General features: G+C 66.9%; 20 protein-coding genes and 1 pseudogene. 7 read left to right on the top strand and 14 right to left on the bottom strand.

The annotated features are described in order from the left end of the window. Nucleotides 1-139: 139 nt before the first annotated feature. Nucleotides 140-898: pseudogene (locus K6L26_RS30275) on the top strand (ornithine decarboxylase); the annotation flags it as partial. Here the strand turns inward: K6L26_RS30275 and K6L26_RS30270 are convergent. Beyond that, nucleotides 814-1,515: a UdgX family uracil-DNA binding protein gene (locus tag K6L26_RS30270; protein WP_221852363.1), complete on the bottom strand. Its 702-nt coding sequence runs from the start codon at nucleotides 1,513-1,515 to the stop codon at nucleotides 814-816. The pseudogene K6L26_RS30275 and the gene K6L26_RS30270 sit on opposite strands and share 85 nt — an antisense overlap. Nucleotides 1,516-1,585: 70 nt before the next feature. Between K6L26_RS30270 and K6L26_RS30265 the strand changes: the two genes are divergently transcribed. Together K6L26_RS30265 and K6L26_RS32095 are read left to right on the top strand one after the other, a co-directional pair. After that, nucleotides 1,586-2,578, top strand: coding sequence for an alpha/beta hydrolase (locus K6L26_RS30265; protein ID WP_221852361.1), 993 nt, complete (start codon nucleotides 1,586-1,588; stop codon nucleotides 2,576-2,578). A 48-nt stretch (nucleotides 2,579-2,626) separates the two neighbouring features. Continuing rightward, nucleotides 2,627-2,908: a hypothetical protein gene (locus tag K6L26_RS32095; RefSeq protein WP_076214182.1), complete on the top strand. Its 282-nt coding sequence runs from the start codon at nucleotides 2,627-2,629 to the stop codon at nucleotides 2,906-2,908. Nucleotides 2,909-2,929: 21 nt separating this feature from the next. On the opposite strand, the gene K6L26_RS30255 is transcribed toward K6L26_RS32095, so the two are convergent. From K6L26_RS30255 to K6L26_RS30210, 10 genes are all read right to left on the bottom strand, one after another. Beyond that, entirely contained in the window at nucleotides 2,930-3,697 is a 768-nt protein-coding gene (locus K6L26_RS30255) for a GntR family transcriptional regulator (RefSeq protein ID WP_036390532.1), read from the bottom strand. A gap of 49 nt (nucleotides 3,698-3,746) precedes the next feature. Next, nucleotides 3,747-4,526 carry a 3-oxoacyl-ACP reductase FabG gene (gene fabG / locus K6L26_RS30250; RefSeq protein ID WP_019347918.1) on the bottom strand — a complete coding sequence of 260 codons (780 nt, stop codon included), beginning with the start codon at nucleotides 4,524-4,526 and terminating at the stop codon, nucleotides 3,747-3,749. Nucleotides 4,527-4,545: 19 nt separating this feature from the next. Beyond that, nucleotides 4,546-5,541, bottom strand: a complete 996-nt coding sequence (locus tag K6L26_RS30245) for a phosphotransferase enzyme family protein (RefSeq protein ID WP_019347919.1) — start codon at nucleotides 5,539-5,541, stop codon at nucleotides 4,546-4,548. Further along, nucleotides 5,542-6,204, bottom strand: coding sequence for a microcompartment protein (locus tag K6L26_RS30240; protein WP_064896249.1), 663 nt, complete (start codon nucleotides 6,202-6,204; stop codon nucleotides 5,542-5,544). Between the two features lie 2 nt (nucleotides 6,205-6,206). Then, the gene (locus tag K6L26_RS30235; RefSeq protein ID WP_019347921.1) at nucleotides 6,207-6,488 is read right to left on the bottom strand and encodes a BMC domain-containing protein; all 282 of its coding nucleotides are present in this window, start codon (nucleotides 6,486-6,488) and stop codon (nucleotides 6,207-6,209) included. Nucleotides 6,489-6,500: 12 nt separating this feature from the next. Beyond that, nucleotides 6,501-6,764 carry a EutN/CcmL family microcompartment protein gene (locus K6L26_RS30230; RefSeq protein WP_019347922.1) on the bottom strand — a complete coding sequence of 88 codons (264 nt, stop codon included), beginning with the start codon at nucleotides 6,762-6,764 and terminating at the stop codon, nucleotides 6,501-6,503. 54 nt (nucleotides 6,765-6,818) lie between these two features. Then, nucleotides 6,819-7,325, bottom strand: coding sequence for a hypothetical protein (locus K6L26_RS30225; protein WP_221852359.1), 507 nt, complete (start codon nucleotides 7,323-7,325; stop codon nucleotides 6,819-6,821). A gap of 66 nt (nucleotides 7,326-7,391) precedes the next feature. Beyond that, nucleotides 7,392-7,997, bottom strand: coding sequence for a BMC domain-containing protein (locus K6L26_RS30220; protein WP_019347924.1), 606 nt, complete (start codon nucleotides 7,995-7,997; stop codon nucleotides 7,392-7,394). A 4-nt stretch (nucleotides 7,998-8,001) separates the two neighbouring features. Continuing rightward, nucleotides 8,002-9,555, bottom strand: a complete 1,554-nt coding sequence (locus K6L26_RS30215) for an aldehyde dehydrogenase family protein (RefSeq protein ID WP_019347925.1) — start codon at nucleotides 9,553-9,555, stop codon at nucleotides 8,002-8,004. After that, a complete protein-coding gene (locus K6L26_RS30210; protein WP_221852357.1) occupies nucleotides 9,552-10,832 on the bottom strand; it encodes a class-III pyridoxal-phosphate-dependent aminotransferase in 1,281 nt (426 codons plus the stop codon). The genes K6L26_RS30215 and K6L26_RS30210 overlap by 4 nt, the downstream gene beginning before the upstream one ends. 184 nt (nucleotides 10,833-11,016) lie before the next feature. Between K6L26_RS30210 and K6L26_RS30205 the strand changes: the two genes are divergently transcribed. Both K6L26_RS30205 and K6L26_RS30200 read left to right on the top strand, forming a co-directional pair. Continuing rightward, nucleotides 11,017-12,552 (top strand): APC family permease, encoded by a 1,536-nt coding sequence (locus K6L26_RS30205; RefSeq protein ID WP_036390517.1) that lies wholly within the window; start codon nucleotides 11,017-11,019, stop codon nucleotides 12,550-12,552. Beyond that, on the top strand, nucleotides 12,553-12,798 hold the full coding sequence (locus K6L26_RS30200; protein WP_019347818.1) for a hypothetical protein: 246 nt from the start codon (nucleotides 12,553-12,555) through the stop codon (nucleotides 12,796-12,798). It begins immediately after the preceding gene. Here K6L26_RS30200 and K6L26_RS30195 read toward each other — a convergent pair. Further along, complete coding sequence (locus tag K6L26_RS30195; RefSeq protein WP_065063128.1) at nucleotides 12,778-13,680, bottom strand: alpha/beta hydrolase; 903 nt, start codon at nucleotides 13,678-13,680, stop codon at nucleotides 12,778-12,780. The two genes, K6L26_RS30200 and K6L26_RS30195, sit on opposite strands and share 21 nt — an antisense overlap. Nucleotides 13,681-13,754: 74 nt before the next feature. Then, nucleotides 13,755-13,889, bottom strand: a complete 135-nt coding sequence (locus K6L26_RS31930; protein WP_019347816.1) for a hypothetical protein — start codon at nucleotides 13,887-13,889, stop codon at nucleotides 13,755-13,757. Between the two features lie 88 nt (nucleotides 13,890-13,977). On the opposite strand from K6L26_RS31930, the gene K6L26_RS30190 reads away from it, so the two are divergent. Continuing rightward, nucleotides 13,978-14,805 (top strand): MerR family transcriptional regulator, encoded by an 828-nt coding sequence (locus tag K6L26_RS30190; protein WP_036390515.1) that lies wholly within the window; start codon nucleotides 13,978-13,980, stop codon nucleotides 14,803-14,805. Further along, nucleotides 14,802-15,575, top strand: coding sequence for an SDR family oxidoreductase (locus K6L26_RS30185; protein ID WP_065063166.1), 774 nt, complete (start codon nucleotides 14,802-14,804; stop codon nucleotides 15,573-15,575). The genes K6L26_RS30190 and K6L26_RS30185 overlap by 4 nt, the downstream gene beginning before the upstream one ends. A 28-nt stretch (nucleotides 15,576-15,603) precedes the next feature. Here the strand turns inward: K6L26_RS30185 and K6L26_RS30180 are convergent, their stop codons facing one another. After that, nucleotides 15,604-17,766: an acyl-CoA dehydrogenase family protein gene (locus K6L26_RS30180; protein ID WP_065063126.1), complete on the bottom strand. Its 2,163-nt coding sequence runs from the start codon at nucleotides 17,764-17,766 to the stop codon at nucleotides 15,604-15,606. Nucleotides 17,767-17,822: the final 56 nt, after the last annotated feature.

The following is a 17,822-nucleotide window of genomic DNA, read 5'->3' as shown; positions in this document are numbered from 1 at the left end:
CCACGTCGCACCACGCCGCCGGCAGTCGGCGAAATTTTGGCTGCCCATGACCTAATAGGTTACATGTGTGCGCAGGTTAAATAGCAGTTCAACACACCTTTATGACCACATTTGAGAATTTAACCCCTGATAATCCTCTGGCTCGGTGTTCCATCTACAGGGCGATCTCGTCGACCAGAACCGGCTGTCCGCATGTGCCGACCTGCTCATGACGACGAGTCCGAATGTATTGGTGTACAGCGCGATTGACGGCTGGCGTCGGCAGATGGTCGAACATGGTCACGAGTTGATGGGCGCGGCATTGGATTTGGCGAACGCGACCCGTCGTGAGATCGAGGAGATCGACGACATCGAGGTGCTCGACGAGGAATTGCTGGGCAAGCAGGCCTCACATGACCTGGACCGGCTTCAGGTGCTCATCGATGTCTATGCGACCGGCACCTCTGGGTACCAGGCCGCCGACTGGCTGCGGGAGTACTGCCAGGTCGACCTGGGCATGACTGACCATCGCCGGGTGCTGGCCACCATGTCGCTGGCCGACGGACCGGACACCGCGGGCCGGTTGGTCGAGGCGCTCAAATTGTGGCGCAAGGCCGCCCACGACTTCGTCCCGCCGCCGCGGGTCGATCTGCCCACTCCGGAAGAGTTGCAGTTGGAGACCGTGATGGCGCCCCGGGACGCATTCTTCGGTTCGGTCGAGGATGTTCCGGTGGCGCAGGCCCCCGGCCGGATCTCCGCCGAGCAGATCACCCCGTATCCGCCGGGGATCCCGGCCGTGGTGCCGGGGGAACGGCTCAACGACGCCGTTCTGGATTACCTGCGTACCGGCCTCTCGGCGGGCATGAACGTGCCGGATCCGGCGGATCCTGCGCTGGACACCGTCCGCGTCGTCGCATAGGCGGCGCGAAGGTCGGCGACGAGCCCGTCGAACGCTTCCTGGCGGGTGTCCGATGGTCCTCGCAGTACCGCCGACGGGTGAATCGTCGCGATCAGCGCGGGATCCGCATCGGGCAGCTGGCCGGTGACACGCAGGATCTCGCCCCGGTGGCGTGTCAGCCGAAAGTCGTTGCCCAGAAGGCTTTTGGCGGCGGTCGCTCCGAGTAGGACGATGGCTTCGGGTGCGACGGTGTCCAACTCCGCGAGCACCCAGGGGCGACATGCTTCCACCTCGGTGCGGCTGGGCGTCTTGTGGATTCGCCGTTTGCCGCGCTCGTTGGTGGTGAACTTGAAATGCTTTACCGCGTTGGTCAGATAGAGCTCGGAGCGGTCAATCTCGGCTGCCGCCAAGGCTTGGTCCAGCACTCGTCCGGCGGGACCGACGAAGGGGGCTCCGGCGCGGTCCTCCCGATCGCCCGGTTGCTCGCCGATCAGCATCATCCGCGCCGATGACCGTCCGGTCCCGAACACGGTTTGGGTGGCATCCCGGTACAGCGCACATCCTCTGCACCGCCGTGCCGCCTCGGCCAGTTCGGTCAGTTCGTGTGTTTCGGGGACGAATGCCGCTGCGCCGCTCATTCCCGCGGGATACCCATATCGGCCGTTTTGTCATGCGTCGTTGGGGTATTCGTTGTCATGACAACAGGAGATGATGGCCATGACCAGGGCGTTTGCCGCTAAACGGGTACTGCATCGCTCAAGCAGTCTCGAGGCCGCAGCCCTGGCAATCGGCTGTCGGATAGCCGTGAAGAACGTGATCCGCGCATGGGCATTGCAGCCGGATCTGGCCTGGCCGTTGGGCTCGATCGACCGTTTGGCCGGCCTGCTGCCCGGCCGCACGACTGCATCGGTGCGCGCGGTCAGGCTGCCCAATTGCCCCGCCGAGCTGGTCCGGGCGCCGGGAACGTCGGGGCGTAACGCGATCCTCTACTTGCACGGTGGGGCGTTTCTCACCTGTGGGCTGAACACCCACCGTGCTCTGGCTGCGCGCCTGTCTGCGGCGGCAGATGCATTGGTACTCAACGTCGGTTACCGGATGCTGCCCGTGTGTGGCCTGGCCGATGCCGTCGAGGATGCCTTGGCCGGACTGTCCTGGCTGCGCCGTCGGGGTTATGGCGCGGAGCGCACGGTGATCGCCGGTGACTCGGCCGGTGGCTACCTGGCCTTTGGGACGGCACTCAGATCGCTGGCTCGCGGTGTGGTTCCGGCCGCCGGCCTGGCCGCGATCTCGCCGCTGATCGACTTGGACCCGGCGCAGAAACTGGCCCACCGCAACATTTCTCGGTGTTCGATGTTCACGGGTGCGGCCCTTTCCGCTTTCGCTCGGAGCGTGCGTCGGAGCCAATGCCGGCCCAATCGGTGTGATGCCGAGGCGCTGATCGATCCGGCCACCGCCGATCTCACCGGGATGCCACCGGTGATGATTCATGTGGGTGCCGACGAACTGTTGCTGGCCGACTCGGAACTGGTGGCCCAACGGCTGGCTGATGCGCATGCGCCGTGCGAGTTGCACATCTGGAGCGGCCAGATCCACGACTTCCCGCTCGCGGCAGACATTCTTCCGGAGGGCAGACAGGCTATTCGCTACGTGGGTGACTTCGTCAAAGGTGTCACGGCCTCCTCGGCGCAGAGTGTGGCCTGATCGGCTCGCCGGAGTTTCCCGCCGCGGCGCCGTGGGCATCCCACGACCATGAGCGATATCGAAGATGGCCCGGACGACACCCTCTCGCCGAGTGAGTCGACGGATTCCGACGAGGTCGCCAATGCCGACGGGGACGACGTGGTCGATCCGCCGGAGCAGTGGCACGGTGCTGACCGTGCGGGCGAGCCGGAAACGCTCGAAACCAAGCTGGATGCCGAAAGGCCCGACCGGCCGGCTGGGCGGGGGCCCGCGCGCGATGTCGACGAGGCGATCGCCGAACCCGACGGTTTCCGGATCGTCAGCCCTGACGAGCAGTCCGAGAACGGTTGACAATCCGCGACCGGTGTTACGTCAGCCGGCCTGTCGTTGCAGCGTGACCGAGGCGGTGTTGGCGTCGGCGTGGGTGGCGATACCGCTGCCTTTCGCTGTGACCGCCAGCGCCGTGCGGTCCCCGCGGAACAGGTCGCGGGAGAATTCGCACGGCGAACCGTTCTGGTCATAGGTGACGCGGGTGATCAACAGCAGTGCGGCCTTGGGTTTGATCCCCAGCAGGGTGGCTTCGCTGCTGGTGGCGCTGACCGCCTCGATACGCTCGTCGGCGCGCCCGGTGACCAAACCGTATTGGGATTCCAGGATTTCGTAGAGCGACCCGCCCAGCTGTTGGTCGAGCAGGCCCGGAAAGGCATCGGCGGGAAACTGGGCGTGTTCCAGGGAGATCGGTGAGCCGTCGGCGAGCCGGACGCGTTGGATCTCGATGACGTAGTCGCCCGGTCCGAGGCGCAGAGCGGTTCTGGTGGCGTCGTCCGGGGTGGTGATGCGCGTGGAGAGCACGCGCGTCCCGGCGACGTAGCCCTGGTTGGCCAGGAAGGCGGGGACTCCGACCACGTCGGACAGATGGCGTTCCACCTGGCCGTGGCTGATGAAGATGCCGCCGGCCCGCCCGATCACCCGGTGCACCAGCCCGGCTTCCTCCAGCGCGGCCAGCACCTGGCGCAGGCTGGAGCGGCTGGTGCCGTATCGTTCGGCCAGGTCGCGTTCACTGCCGAGCTTGGCGCCGGGGGTGCCCGCGTTGATCTCGGCGACGATGCGCCTGCGCAACTCCTCGCTGTGAACTGCCACCCCGGCCCCCTGCCCGTGTTTTGGTCCAGCCAATTCTATCCAGGTTGAACTAGAGTTCAGCGATCGCCATGTGAGATTCGGGCAGAATCTGTCCGCCGTCCACGACCAGCGACTGTCCGGTGATGTAAGCGGCTTCGTCGGTGGCGAAGAACAGGGCCGCGTTGCCGATGTCGGCGACCGATCCGAGCCGGCCGGTGGGCACGGCCGAGGCCATTTGGTCCATGTAGTCCTGGCCCATTTCGACCAGGCCCTCCGTGATGATGTTGCCGGGCAGCACGGCGTTGACGGTGATCTTCTTGGGTGCGAGTTCCATCGCGGCGGTGCGCAGGAAGCCCAGCTGGGCGGCCTTGGACGCACCGTAGTGTGACCAGCCGGGGTATCCGGTGATGGGGCCCGTGATCGACGAGGTGATGACGACGCGTCCGTGGCCGCTGGCGGTCAGCGCCGCGAGTGCGGCCTGCACGATGTAGACGGTGCCTTTGAAGTTGACCGCGAGGACCTGGTCGATGTCTTCCGGGGTGAGGTCTTCCAGGCGCCCGGACGGGAAGATGCCGGCATTGGCGCAGACGATGTCCAGTCCGCCGTGCCGTTCGACGGCGGTATCCACGACGGCGCGGGCATCTTCGGGGCTGGTCACGTCCGCGCGCAGGGCGCTGACCCGCCCCGGAGCGTCGGCGAGTGCGGCGACCGCCTCATCGAGGTCGGACTGGTTGCGCCCGGTGATGAGGACGTTCACGCCGGCGTCGGCGAACGTCTGGGCGATGCCGCGGCCGATGCCCTTGCTGCCACCGGTGACGATGGCCGAGCGGCCCTGAAGCGATGCGAACATGTACGGGATCCTTTGCGAGTCAGGTCAAGGTGAGGCCGTTGGAGCGCAGGTAGCGCTCGGCGAGTTCACAGCTGCCGGCGGCATAGCTGACGGCCTTGGTGGCCGATTCCCTGGAGTGGCTGTGGCTACCCATCCAGGCCAGCAGCAGCAACCGGCGCAGCAACACGAACGAGGCCAGCATGTCCTCGTCCGAGGCCGGCAGGTCACGTCGGGTGCGGTAGCCGCGTACCCAGGCGTCCTGCCATTCCGGCAGCGCCGGGTCATCCTCGATGAACGACACCGCGGTACCGAAATCGTAGAAATACCAGCCGAATCCACAGTCGTCGAAGTCGATGACGGTGATCTTCGACGATCCCGCCGGGTCGGGATCCACCAGCAGGTTGGCCAGTCGCAGATCAGCGTGGATCAGACCGTAGACGTCGGGCCCGGTGCCGTAGGCGTGCAGCCGATCGTGCAGCAACGCCTGGGCGCGTTCCAGCACCTGTTGTTCGGCTGCGCCGACGCCTTCGGCATCGTGCCAGCGGCCCCAGCGTCCGGCCGCGCCCAGGCTGTGCTCCCAGTCCCAGGAGAACCGGCCGAACCCGGCCGGGCGTTCCCACCGCTGCGAATGATCGTGCAGCGCAGCGGTGATCCGGCCCAGCGTGTGGAAATCGTCGAGGGTCAACGTGCTCTCGTCGGGCTCGGCCCCGGCCACCATGCCGAAATGCACGGCATGGCGGTCTGTTCCGTCGGCATTGACGGTGACCAGGCGACGTCCGTCCGGGGTGGGCAGCACCGTCGGAACCGTGACATCACTGTCGGCCCGCAGCGCTGCCAGCCAGTCCAGTTCCGACTCGATCTCGTGGGGCCGGTGATAGTTCTGCCGGTGCACCCGCAGGATGGACTGGGTGCCGGCGTCGTCGACGAGATAGGTGGCATTCTCGGACAGGTTCAGCAACCGCAGCGTCGCGTCCGCCCCGATGTCGTACTGGCGTAACGCCAGGTGGGCGACATCGATCTCGTCGGTGATAACCATCTAGTGCTCCCTGCCTTCGATACCGTCCAGCACCGCGGTGATGCGATCCCGGGCCACGGTGACATCAGCGGTGCTGCCGCCGATGTAGAGCCTCCCAGCGGCTCCGATCATCTGCACGTCAACCACAGTAAGTCCAGGTGCGGCCCGTTCCGCCTCGTTGGCGGCCACCGCCGCGAACAGCGCCGGGGTCATCTCGTAGACCAGCAGGGACTGCCCGGGCAGGATCATCGAGGCCTGCCGGTTGCGGTTGAGGATCACCGCGTGCTGATCGGTGATGTTCTCGATGATGTCGTGGTACAGGATTCGCGGCCGCAGCTGGTCGGAAGCTTTGTTGCCGGTCCCGGCCAGGATCGCCTCGCCGGCCCGCTGGACATCCTCCAGGTTGGCCGAGTGGATCTCGAGCACGCCGAATTGGCGTTCCACGTACAGGATTCCGGGCTGGATGCCGGGGACCTCACGTAGGGCCAGGTCGATCACCCGCTCGATCGCCAAGGCGGGGGACACCTCGACGATCAGCGCGTGCTCACCCTCGTACGGCGGGTAACCCCGGGCCCGGGTCGGTGTTCCGAGGTAGGCGGCGAACTGGCGCTGCAGATCCTCCACCAACAGGTAGACGCGGATCTGGGTGCGAATCCGCGTGCTCTCCTCCGCTTCGGTCGGCATGGCTACTTGCTGGCGACCGAGAAGTGCGCGCCGAGCTCGTTGTGCGGACGCGGGATGACGTGCACGCTGACCAGTTCACCCACCTGTGAGGCGGTCTCGGCGCCGGCCTCGGTGGCAGCCTTGACCGCGCCCACCTCACCGGTGACGATCACCGCGACCAGGCCGTCGCCGACCTGCTGACGATCGGTGATGGTGACGTTGGCGGCCTTGACCATGGCATCGGCGGCGGCCAGCGCAGCCACGAAGCCCTTGGTCTCGATCAGTCCGATTGCGTTGCTGGACATGGGTGTTTCTCCTTATTTGTTGGGGTTGGAGTCGGGTTTGACGTCGATGGATCCGATGATGAGTGCGTCGACCGGAGGTGGGGTGCCGGTGAACCAGCCCGAGGCCACCGAGCCCTGCGCGACCAGAACGTGTTCGCCCACACCGCTGCCGAGGACGTCGAAGGCGATCAGCTTGGATCCGGTGCCGTCGATCTCGACCTCGAGGAACGCCCCGGCCGGGATGCCGTCGATCCGACGGGTCGACCACACGTTGCCGGTGACAACCGCTGAAATCATTTGCGCTCCTTCGTCGCTCGGGCCATCATGTGCGCTCCTCCGTCGCTCGGGCCATCATGTGCGCTCCTTCTCAATCGTGACGCCCAGACTGCGGGCCTTTTCGCGGGCGAGCGGGGTCAGCACCGCCTTGCGACCCAGCACGAGCGTGCCTCCGGCCATGTCGGCGATGTGCCGTTCGGTCACGGCACCGGATTCGATGCGCCTGCTGGCACCGCCGCCGGAGGCCCGAGTGGTCCCGGCCAGCCGGAAGCTCAGCCGGCCTGCCTTGAGATCGGCACGGGTCTTGGGACTTTCGAAGAGCCGCAGGAGCTTTCGGACGAAGTTGTCGAGGTCGCGGTCGTTGGTCAACTGCACGGTCTCGGTGCGGTTCTTGCCCTCGACGGCGTGCGGACCGGTGGGATCCACACCGAACTGGTCCGCGACCGTCGGCGGTGGAGCCGGGGCCGGTGGTGGGGGGACAGCCACCGGCCCCGGGGTCTTGGCGGTGGCCCTGAGATCCCGGACGGCCTCCCGCACCACCTCGCGCACCAGGGCGCGCAGTTCGTCATGGCTGATGCTCATGCGCGATCCGCCTTCGCTACTCGCTGCCAGCTCATGCGCGATCCGCCTTCGCTACTCGCTGCCAGCTCATGCAGTGGCCCTCGCCAGCGCATCCTGGGCGGCCTCGGCCGCGGTACGGACATCGGCTTCGGTGCCGGACAGGTAGACGCGGCCGGTGGCGCCGATCATCCGGAAGTCGACCACCTTGATGTCCGCGGCTTTCTCGGCTTCGTTGGTGGCCAGGATGGCGTAGGACGCGGGCGCCACCTCGAGGACGAACAGTGATTCGCCGGGCAGCACCATCGAGCCGATCTTGTTGCGGTTGATCAGGAATGCGTGCTGATGGTCGACGCTGGAGATGATGCGTGAGGCCAGCACGTTGGGCTGCACCGCGTTGCCAGTGTCGCCGCCCAGTTCGTCCAGGGCGGCGTCGGCAGCGGCCTTGACCGCACCGGTCTCGCCGTGGAACTCCAGATATCCGAATTGCCGCTCCACCACCAGGATTCCGGCCTTGACCTCGGCGTGCTTGAGCGCGACGTCGGTGATGCCCTCGATATCCAGGCCCGGGGCCACCTCGATGATCTGGGCGGCCTGGTTGGCGCGGGGAAGAGCACCCTTGATCCAGGTGCCCAGGTACGACATGGTCTGCGGTTGCAGCCGGTCGATGAAGATGAAGGAACGAAGTTCAGCCACAGCCCTACCTCTTGATCAGTTGTGCGAGTTCTTCGGCGACCAGCGCGCGTAACTCCGCCCGGAGGGCGTCCAAGCCCAGCTCGGTCGTGCGCGCCGGGGTGGACCGGTTCGGTGCGGTCCTTGTCTGAATCGGGCCACCGTGGCGGTCGTTGGAGGCGCGGGGATACTCCGGTACCGGCCCGGCCGGTGAGCGCCACGGGTTGATACCGGCGAAGTTGCCCATGGGCACGGCGGAGTCGCTGTTGTAGGCGATGCGGGCCCAGTTGATCAGGTTCTGCGGTTGCAGGTTCTCCCCGATCGAGCTTCTTCCGACGAACCCGGTGCCGATCGTCATCGACGGCGCGAGGTTGGTGTCCAGGCCGGAGCTGCCGGTCGAGTTGCCGACGTTGACCGATACCCGCAACACCGGCACCTGGGCCGCGAAATCGGTGATGACCGAGGGGTTTTCGCTGTGGATAGCGGCGGAGTGTCCAGCGCCGCCGATCCGTACCACCGCGCGGGCCGCCCGGATGCCGCGTGCGGCGTCGGCGGCGGTCGTCATGCCGAGCACCGGGGACAGCTTCTCGTGCGCCAGCATCTCCTCGGCGATCACGTCGTCGAACGGCGCGATCAGCACCCGGGTCTTGGCGGTGACCCGCAGCCCGGCCTGCCCGGCGATCCAGGCGGCGTCGCGTCCCACCACGTCGGTGTTGAGGTGGCCGTCGGCGAACATGTAGGCCCGTAGGCGGCGTGCGCCGTCCTCATCGAGGATGTGTGCGCCGGCGCGGGTCAGCGCACCGCTGAGCTTGCCGGCGATCGCGTCTTCGGCGATCAGGACGGATTCGTTGGTGCACAACACGGAGTTGTCGAAGGCCTTGCTGTCCACGATCCGCTTGGCCGCAGCGTTGATGTCGGCACTGGCCTCGACGAACACCGGCACGTTGCCGGGACCGACGCCCAGCGCCGGGTTGCCCGACGAGTACGCGGCCCGCACCACGCCGGTACCCCCGGTCGCGACGATGACGTCGGTGCGGTCGTCGGCCATGAGTGCCTGTACGAGTGGGATCGACGGTTCCTCGACCACCTGGACGATGCCGTCCGGCGCACCGGCGGCCACTGCGGCTTCGCCCAGCAGTCGGGCCGCGTCGGCCGAGCACTGCTTGGCCCGTGGGTGAGGGGCGACGACGACGGCGTTGCGCGTCATCAGGGCCAGGATCACCTTGAAATACACCGTGGCGACGGGATTGGTGGTCGGCGTCAATGCCAGCACGACGCCCGCGGGCCGCGGGAGCTCGACGATCTTGCGGGTCTCGTCGACGCGCGGCGACACGTAGTCTTCGCCACGGTAGTAATCGACGATCCCGCGGGAGCAGGCCCGGTTCTTGGTCACCTTGTCGGCCACCACGCCCATCCCGGTCTCGGCTACCGCTTCGGCGGCGAACCGCTCGGCCGCGGAGTAGGCGGCGTCCGCCACGGCGTTGACGATGCCGGTCACTGCGTCCGCGTCGTACTCGGCGTATGCCGCCGCAGCCCACCCGGCCCGCTCCAGCATGTGGCCGGCCTGTGCGGTACTGGTCATGATGCTTTACGTCCTCTCACGACGGTCTCGGCCCGGGCCACCGCGACGGCGAGGCGGTCCAGGACGTCCTCGCACAGCTCGCGCGAGAGCAGTAGACCCGGTTTGAATTGCAGGACACGGGGATCCAGCGTCGAGAAGATCGCCCAGACGCCGTTCTCGTAGAGTTCGCGCATCACGAACTTGGCGCCTTCGGGGTGGTCGAACTCCAGGCCGATCACCACGCCGTTCTGCCGGATGCCGACGAACCAGTCCGGATGGTCGGCCTGGATGCGTTGCAGCCCTTGGTCGAAGATGTCGGCGATGTAGTGCACCATCGAGCGCACCTCGGGGCGGGTGGAGATCTCCAGCGTCTTGAGCGCGGCGACGCAGCCCAGTTCGGCGCCGCCGAAGGTGGAGATGTGGCCGAAGCCGTCCTCGTCGAGCCACTTCGCGGCGCGATCGCTGAGCAGGGCCGCGGTGATGGGGTACATGCCGCCGGACAGACCCTTGCCGGTGACCAGGATGTCGGGCTCGATGCCGTGTTTGGTGATGCACCACAACTCGCCGGTACGCATCAGGCCGGTTTGCACCTCGTCGGCGATGTAGAGGGTGCCGTGTTTCTCGGTGGCGGCCTTGACGGCTTCGAGGTAACCCGGTGCGGGCAGCGGGAATCCGTAGGTGGCCGGGATGGTCTCCATGATGACGGCGGCGACATCGCCGGGCGCCAGCACCCGCTCCATGGCCTCGAGGTCGTTGAACGGAACCTGAAGGAACTCGTCCGGCTGGTCGGCCAGGAAGAACTTGGCGAACCGGTCGTCACCGGTGGCCACCGCCAGGCCGGTGTGGCCGTGGTAGGCCTTGACGATCGAGACGATCTTGCGGCGCTTGGTGGCGTGACGGGCGCTCTTGAGCGCGATGTCGATCGCTTCACCGCCCCCGGATCCGTAGGCCACCTTCGTGATCGAGGCCGGCGCGGTCTCGACCAGGCGCTGCGCCAGGGCGGTGCGGGCCACGGACGGGAAGTGGTGGTTGCCGACGTCGAAGTGCGCCATGCCGTCGGTGATCGCCTGCATCACTTCGGGATTGCGGTGCCCGAGGTTGTAGGTGCCTCCGTTGAGGTGCAGGTCGATCAGGCGGCGGCCGCCCATGTCCCACAGGAAGTATCCTTCGCGGCGGTCGATCACCAGATCGACACCGGTATCGGTCCAGAACTGTGTCTTGTCTGGATTCCAGAACGTCTTCGCCTTGTCCAGCACTTCGGCTTTGGACTCGAACGTGAACGTGCCGTAGTCGTACATGCGGCTCCCTCTCCAGCTATCCGGTAGCTGTGATGGGCCTCACCGTAAACGGTCGCAACCATTTCTGTCAATGGTTGCCGAAAGTGCTTGCCAATCGATTTTGGTAGTGCCAATATACGTAGGTCCCGGCTGTGGTCCAGCCCACATCGGGGGTCCCACTGTTACCTGGAAGGTATCCCGTTAGATGACCGATCAAGCTGTCGCCGGGAGTGAAGACACAGCTCACGACGTCCAAAGACTGAAACGCAACGCCGTCGGCACCGTCGGCGTCATCTTCATGGCGGTGGCGACCGCCGCGCCCATCACCGCAATGGTCGGCAACGTTCCCATCGCGGTCGGGTTCGGAAATGGTTCACACGCACCGGCCGGCTATATCGTGGCAACCGTCGTTCTCGGTCTGTTCGCCGTGGGCTACGCGACCATGGCCAAGCACATCACCACCACCGGTGCGTTCTACGGCTACATCTCCCACGGCCTCGGCCGCATCGTCGGGATGGCCAGCGGCGGCCTGATCACCATGGCCTACGTGGTGTTCGAAGCGTCCCTGATCGGGATCTTCTCGTTCTTCTTCCAGAACTTCATGCAATCCCAGTTGGGCATCCACATCCACTGGATCATTCCGGCGTTGCTGATGCTGGTGGTCAACGCGGTCCTGACCTACTTCGACGTCAACCTGACCGCCAAAGTGCTCGGTGTGTTCCTGGTGACCGAGATCGTGATGCTCGCACTCGGTGCGCTGGCGGTGCTGGTCAAGGGTGGTGGGCCGCAGGGATTCGCGGTCGCCGAGACCATCAACCCGATCGGTGCGTTCTCGCCGGCAGCCGGAATCGCCGGCGCCAGTGCCGGATTGGGCCTGTTCTTCGCCTTCTGGTCGTGGGTCGGGTTCGAATCGACCGCGATGTACGGCGAGGAGTCGCGTAACCCGAAGAAGATCATTCCCCGGGCCACCATGCTGAGCGTGCTCGGGGTGGGGGCGTTCTATGTCTTCGTGTCCTGGATGGCGATCGCCGGGACCGGGCCGCAGCACGCCGTCGAACTCGCTCAGGATTCGGCCACCTCCTCAGAGATCTTCTTCGGCCCGGTACGCAGCACCTACGGTGAGTGGGCCATCACGGTGTTCAACATCCTGCTGGTCACGGGATCGTTCGCTTGCGGCATGGCGTTCCACAACTGCGCCTCGCGGTACCTGTACGCGCTGGGCCGCGAAGGTTTGTCGACCGGCCTGCAGAAGACCCTCGGCGCAACACATCCCACGCACGGGTCGCCCTACATCGCTTCATTCGTGCAGAGTGGGATCGCCCTGGTGATCATCCTGGCCTTCCTCTTCGCCGGGATGGACCCCTACGTGCACATGTACACCCTGCTGGCGATCCTGGGCACCATGGCGATCCTGATCGTGCAGTCGCTGTGCGCCTTCTCGGTGATCAGCTACTTCCACATCCGCAAGAACCACCCCGTGTCCAAGCACTGGTTCAAGACACTGGTTGCTCCCGGTCTCGGTGGGATCGGCATGCTCTACGTCGTGTACCTGCTGTGGGAGCACAAGGATGCGGCGGCGGGCACGGCCTCGGGGACCCTACTGTTCAAGCTCACCCCGTGGATCGTGGTGGGTATCTTCGTCCTCGGCGCGGGTATGGCCACCTACTTCAAGCTGCGCGATCCGCGCCGCTACGAGTTGATCGGCCGGATCGTGTTCGAGGACAACGTTGTTCGAGACTAGATGGACTCGTTCGACCGCATGCTGCTGAAGTTCGTCCTCGCGTGGGCCCCCTATGGAGGTCCGCGCGAGGACGATGTTTGGCTGGAGTTCGGGATGACCGCCGAGCAGTTGTGCGCCCGGTTCGCCCGGATCGTCTCCGGTCACATTCCCAGGGCCAGGGCGCTGTCGGCCGCCGACCGCGGTCTGTTGGAGCGTGCCTGCCGGTACCTGCGGCACCAGCGGGAGTCAGGCAAACGCCGCGCGTAGCCGCTCGCACTGGCTGGCCATGAAGGCTTGGGCCACCGGGGTTTTCGCGGCGATCTGGTCGAAGCCGTGGAACGCCCCGTACACCTCTTCCACCTGGCAGTCGACTCCCGCGGCGCGCAGGCGCTCGGCATAGGCCATGTCCTCGTCGTGGAACAGGTCCAGGGTGCCGACACCGATCCAGGTGGGCGGCAGTCCGGCCAGATCCTCCCGGCGGCCCGGGACGGCGACGGCCGGATCGGCCCCGCCCAGATAGGCCGACCAACCGAACTTGTTGCTGCCCTGCGTCCACAACCGGTGGCCCGGGTTCTCCAGGTCAGGACCCACCGAGCGGTCGTCGAGCATCGGGTAGACGAGGATCTGCGCGGCCAGCGACACCTCGCCGCGGTCCCGGGCGAGCAGGGCCAGGGCGGCAGCCAACCCGCCGCCCGCGCTGGCACCGGCCACCGCGACCCGCGTGGGGTCGACCGCGGGCAGTGCCGCGAGCCATTTCAGTGCCGAGTAGCAATCCTCGAGGCCGGCCGGGTAGGGATTCTGTGGCGCCAGCCGGTACTTGACGGCGGCCACCGTGGCGCCGAGTTCCTTGGCGAAGCGCCGGCACAGGGCGTCGTCCTGCGCCGGGCTGCCCAGCACGTACCCGCCGCCGTGGATCCACAGCAGGGCCGGCGTCGGCTCGGTGACCCCAGTCGGCCGGAACAGGCGTACCCCGGCGCCGGAGCTCAGGGTGAGCACCTCGACGTCCTTGGGGGCCTGCCGGTTCTGCAGGGACGTCAGTCGTTGCAGTAGCGGCAGAGAACGCCTGGTCACCAGCTGTCTCGGGATGTAGCGGGCGATCCGTTCCAGGTCGGGGTGAAACGTCGGCCCGGCGCCTGTGCTTGAAGTCACAATTATTGTTCTACCGGGTGGTCTCGGCGCGATGTCAACCAGGCCCTTCCGTCGTCGGCGCAGCCGGCGGTGTGTCACGGCTTGTTCAGCACGATGAACAACGCGGCGATCAGGTCATCGCGGATCACGATGTAATTGGTGAGGATCAGCTCCTCGGGCAGGTTCGTCTTGTCGTAGTCACCGTCATAGCGGGCGCGCAGCACGGTCACCCCGACAGGGTCGACCGTTCGGTGACCGGAGAGTCAAGGCCGGGCGCAATCTTGAGTCTCCCCTTGGGGGAGCGACCACACTGATCCGGTGACCATCGATCTGTCCATCGGGGACTTCTCCCGTATGACGCAGCTGTCGATCAAGACCCTGCGGCACTATCACGAGGTCGGCTTGCTCGAGCCGGACCACATCGATTCGAGCACCGGGTACCGGTATTACGTGCCCGACCAGGTACCGACAGCCCAGGTGGTACGCCGGCTCCGCGGCTTGGGCATGCCGGTCGCCGACGTGCGTGCGGTGCTGACGTCAGCCCCCGCCGACCGCAATAGGCTGATCGGTGGTCACCTCGAGCGGCTGGAGAACCAGCTCGCAGAGACCCGGAGCGCGGTCGAATCCCTGCGCGCGATTCTCGAACGGCCGACGGAGAATTCCGCCGGTGCGACGATCGAAAACGTCAGTGTCGCAGCGACGCCGGCTGCCGCGATCACCGCGGCGGTCGACCGCGAAGACTTATTGCCCTGGTGGCATGGCGCGATGGGCGAGCTGCGGGCAACGGTGTCCGCAGATACGGGTTCGAGATCGGCCGGCCCTCCTGCGGCGTTGTTCGACTTTGACATCTTCGCCCGCGATCACGGCACCGCAACGGTTTTCATTCCGGTCGAAGGCGAGGTACGGCTGGCCGGACGGGTGCAGGAGGTGGTAATCCCGGCGGCCGAGCTCGCGGTCATACGACATCAGGGGCCACATGACGACGTTGACCTCAGTTACAGCGCGCTCGGCGAGTACGCCAACCGTCACGAGATCAGTATCGAGGGTCCGCTGCGTGAGTACTACGAACGCTTCACCTGGGATACCGACGACTCCGCGCAATGGCGGACAGCCTTGTGCTGGCCGGTCTTTCGGGCCGACGCATGAGCGGGCTGCAGGGACGACGTGCGGTGGTCACCGGCGGCACCAAGGGCGCCGGCGCAGCGATCTCGGCTCAGCTACGGGCAGCCGGCGCGCACGTGACCGCAGTGGCCCGACAAAGCCCGAGCGGCGGACCTTCGCCGGCCGACGATTTCGTTGCTGCAGATCTCACGTCGGTGGCCGACATCGCCGCGCTGGCGGCGCATGTTCGGCGCAACGGGGGTGCCCAGATCCTGGTGCACTGTGCGGGCGGTTCGGGCGCGCCGCCCGGTGGCTTCGCGGTGTTGAGCGAAAGGGACTGGGAAGACGAGCTGAATCTCAACCTGCTCGCAGCGGTCCGACTCGACCGGGCGTTGCTGCCGGCGATGATCGAATCCGGTTCGGGTGTCGTCGTGCACGTCGGTTCGATCCAAAGCCGGATGCCGCTCTATGACGGGACGATGGCGTACGCCGCGGCCAAGGCCGCCCTGCGGGCCTACAGCAAGGGCCTCGCCAATGAACTGGCACCCAAAGGTATTCGGGTGAACACCGTGTCGCCGGGGTTCATCCAGACCTCGGCCGCCGACGCACTGATCGATCGCATCGCCGCGGCCGGCAACGGCTCTCGCGAGCAGGCGCTCGAATCGTTGATATCCGCGCTCGGCGGGATTCCGCTGCGACGTCCGGCCCAGCCCGCTGAGGTTGCCGAGGTGGTGCGGTTCTTGGTGTCCGACGGCGCGTCCTCGATAGTCGGTGCCGACGTGGTGGTCGACGGCGGCACGGTCCCGACGGTGTAAGCCGGCAGGCGTGTATGCGCGCCGCCGACTACTTCAACAGGGGGTCGCGGGGCAGGCCCAGGATGCGCTCGGCGATGGTGTTGCGGGTGATCTCCGACGTGCCGCCGGCGATGGTCATCGCCCGGTTGCCCAAGTAGGCCCGCGTCAGCTTCGGCGTCTGGCCCGTCACCCCGGCCGAGCCGACCAGATCCATGCCCAGCGCCGTCAGATGCTGCGAGTGCTCGGCCACCAGCAGCTTGGTGACATTGCCCTCGGGTCCGGGCTCGGCTCCGGCGATGGCCCGGCTGACCCGCCGCAGGTTCAGCAGCCGCAGGGTGTGGCCGACGCCGATCACCTCGCCGGCCCGGCGCACGTAGCGGGCGCCGTCGGGATCCGCGTCGATCAGGGCCACCAGTTCGTCGGCGTCGAATCCGGTCGGTGCGGCCGAGCCACCGCCGATCGAGATGCGCTCGTTGCCCAGCGTGGCCCGGGCCACCAGCCACCCCTTGTTCACATCGCCCACCACGTCGGCGTCGGGGACGAAAACGTCGTCGAAGAACACCTCGTTGAAGTGCGCGTCACCGGTCAATCCGCGCAGCGGATTCACGGTCACCCCAGGGGCTTTCATGTCGATCGCCATCATGGTGACGCCCGCGTGCTTTGGCGCGTCAGGGTCGGTGCGTACGGTGGCCAAGCCCCACTGGCAGTGCTGAGCCAGGCTGGTCCACACCTTCTGCCCGGTGACTCGCCAGCCGCCGTCGACCCTCTTGGCCGCGGTACGCACCGCCGCGGCATCCGAACCCGCACCCGGCTCGGAGAACAGCTGGCACCACATCACCTGTCCGCGCAACACCGGTTCCACCCAGCGCTCGCGTTGATCATCGGTGCCTGCCTGGGCGATGGTCAGCGTCACCCAGCCGGTGATCCCCATGTCGGCCCGCTCAACGTCGGCGAACTCTTCTTCGATTACCAACTGCTCCAACACATTCGCCGCCCGGCCGTACGGCTTGGGCCAGTGCGGCACCAGATAGCCGGAGTCCACCAGATAATCGCGCCGCTGGTCCTCGGGCAGCGCCTTGACCGCCGACGCCGCAGCCCGTGCGTCCTGCCGGTACTGCTCGGCCTCTGCCGGCAGCGCGAAGGACGCAGCGTGTGCCTGCCCGCTGCGTTGCCCCTCGACGACGTCGATCAGCGGGTCGGCACCGTCACCGAGCACAGCGGCCAGGGTCCGGGCCCGGCGCAGGTAGAGGTGGGCGTCGTGTTCCCAGGTGAAACCGATGCCGCCGTGCAACTGAAGGTTGGTCTCGGCGTTGAACACCACAGCCCGGACGGCATGCGCGGCGGCCACCGCGGCGGCGAACGAAGCTCCGTCGAGGTCGTCGGCGCGGGCAGCGTCCCAGACCGCGGCAGTGGTCTGCTCGGCGTCGACCAGCATGTTGGCGGCGTGGTGCTTGACGGCCTGGAAAGTGCCGATCGTGCGGCCGAATTGCTCACGTACCTTGGCGTATTCGACGGCCATGTCGAGCGCCGCCCAGGCCACGCCGACCGCCTCTGCCGAGCCGAGGATGCGGAACACCGTGCGCGCCGCCCGCGCTGCGCCGCGCAGGATCCGGCTCTCGTCGACGGCCACGGCTCGTAGATCGACCGCGCCGATACTGCGGGTGGTGTCCAGGGAATCCTGTGTGGTGACGGTGATTCCGTCGGCGGTGGCGTCCAGAATCACGATGTCGTCGCCGGCGGCCAGCGCGAGCACATGGGCATCGGGGGCGCCCAGTACCGCACGTGCCTGTCCACCGAGAAGTCCGTCGGGGCCGATGTTCACCGAACCGGCCAGCCCGAGTGCGGCGACCGTCGTCCCGTCGGCGAGGCCCGGGAGCAGTTCGGCCCTCACCGCGTCCGGGGCGTACCGGTCGATGACCACCGAGGCGGACACGGTCGGCAGGAAAGGGCCCGGCGACAGTTCGCGGCCGGCTACCTCGGCGACCACGGCAAGCTCGGCGAGCCCGAAGCCGGAACCGCCGTTGTCTTCGGAGATGGCCAGTCCGTTCCAGCCGAGTTCGGCGCCGGCAGACCAGATTTCATCGGGGTAAGTGCCGGCGGCCTCGAGGGTGGCGCGGGCGGCTGCGCGGCTGTCGAGCCGGCTCAGCTGCCCGAGCGCCGAGTCGGCCAGGTCCTGATGCTCTTCGGTGATGGCCAGCGCAGACTTCGTCATGCTTAGCGAAGCTAACGGGGGTTCTCCGCTACGTCGAGGTGATCCAGGTCACATTT

The organism is Mycobacterium farcinogenes (assembly GCF_019739075.1).
In the GTDB taxonomy this organism is placed as follows: Bacteria; Actinomycetota; Actinomycetes; order Mycobacteriales; family Mycobacteriaceae; genus Mycobacterium; species Mycobacterium senegalense.
This window is presented reverse-complemented; position numbering and strand designations above follow the sequence as displayed.

Coding starts and splice junctions, on each gene's coding strand:
- K6L26_RS30230 (WP_019347922.1), bottom strand. CDS start 6,764: ATGATTTCAGCGGTTGTCACCGGCAACGTGTGGTCGACCCGTCGGATC.
- K6L26_RS30225 (WP_221852359.1), bottom strand. CDS start 7,325: ATGAGCATCAGCCATGACGAACTGCGCGCCCTGGTGCGCGAGGTGGTG.
- K6L26_RS30235 (WP_019347921.1), bottom strand. CDS start 6,488: ATGTCCAGCAACGCAATCGGACTGATCGAGACCAAGGGCTTCGTGGCT.
- K6L26_RS30210 (WP_221852357.1), bottom strand. CDS start 10,832: ATGTACGACTACGGCACGTTCACGTTCGAGTCCAAAGCCGAAGTGCTG.
- K6L26_RS30200 (WP_019347818.1), top strand. CDS start 12,553: ATGGACTCGTTCGACCGCATGCTGCTGAAGTTCGTCCTCGCGTGGGCC.
- K6L26_RS30180 (WP_065063126.1), bottom strand. CDS start 17,766: ATGACGAAGTCTGCGCTGGCCATCACCGAAGAGCATCAGGACCTGGCC.
- K6L26_RS32095 (WP_076214182.1), top strand. CDS start 2,627: ATGAGCGATATCGAAGATGGCCCGGACGACACCCTCTCGCCGAGTGAG.
- K6L26_RS30185 (WP_065063166.1), top strand. CDS start 14,802: ATGAGCGGGCTGCAGGGACGACGTGCGGTGGTCACCGGCGGCACCAAG.
- K6L26_RS30240 (WP_064896249.1), bottom strand. CDS start 6,204: ATGCCGACCGAAGCGGAGGAGAGCACGCGGATTCGCACCCAGATCCGC.
- fabG (WP_019347918.1), bottom strand. CDS start 4,526: ATGTTCGCATCGCTTCAGGGCCGCTCGGCCATCGTCACCGGTGGCAGC.
- K6L26_RS30265 (WP_221852361.1), top strand. CDS start 1,586: ATGATGGCCATGACCAGGGCGTTTGCCGCTAAACGGGTACTGCATCGC.
- K6L26_RS30245 (WP_019347919.1), bottom strand. CDS start 5,541: ATGGTTATCACCGACGAGATCGATGTCGCCCACCTGGCGTTACGCCAG.
- K6L26_RS30205 (WP_036390517.1), top strand. CDS start 11,017: ATGACCGATCAAGCTGTCGCCGGGAGTGAAGACACAGCTCACGACGTC.
- K6L26_RS30215 (WP_019347925.1), bottom strand. CDS start 9,555: ATGACCAGTACCGCACAGGCCGGCCACATGCTGGAGCGGGCCGGGTGG.
- K6L26_RS30270 (WP_221852363.1), bottom strand. CDS start 1,515: ATGAGCGGCGCAGCGGCATTCGTCCCCGAAACACACGAACTGACCGAA.